Annotated in this window: 1 pseudogene; it reads left to right on the top strand. The window is 71.3% G+C overall.

The window, feature by feature from the left end:
• Positions 1–141 precede the first annotated feature (141 nt).
• A pseudogene (locus EN859_RS35720) lies at positions 142–383 on the top strand (kynureninase); the annotation flags it as partial.

The raw sequence follows: 383 nt of genomic DNA, 5'->3' as shown, positions 1-383 counted from the left end.
GCGAGCCCGGTGCGCGCCGTGCTGCGCGCGCTGCCGGCCGCGCGCTGAGTCTGTTCGCAGCCGCCGTCCAAGCCCAGGCCCAATCCGTAAGCCGCAAGCCGCACTTCCCGAATCCACGATCCGCGAACCCACGAGACCCCTATGAATCACCGCGAAGAAGCATTGGCGCTCGACCGCGCCGACCCGCTCGCGACATTGCGCGACCAGTTCGCGCTGTCGCCCACTACGATCTACCTCGACGGCAATTCGCTCGGCGTGCCGCCGGCCGCCGCCGCGCAGCGCGCGCAGACGGTGATCGCCGCCGAATGGGGCGAAGGGCTGATCCGCAGCTGGAATGCCGCCGGCTGGTTCGCGCTGCCGCGCCGCCTCGGCAACAAGCTCGC

The organism is Mesorhizobium sp. M00.F.Ca.ET.216.01.1.1 (assembly GCF_004010325.2).
GTDB lineage: Bacteria > Pseudomonadota > Alphaproteobacteria > Rhizobiales > Rhizobiaceae > Mesorhizobium.
Note: the sequence above shows the minus strand (reverse complement) of the source record. Positions and strands in the feature narration are given on the sequence as shown.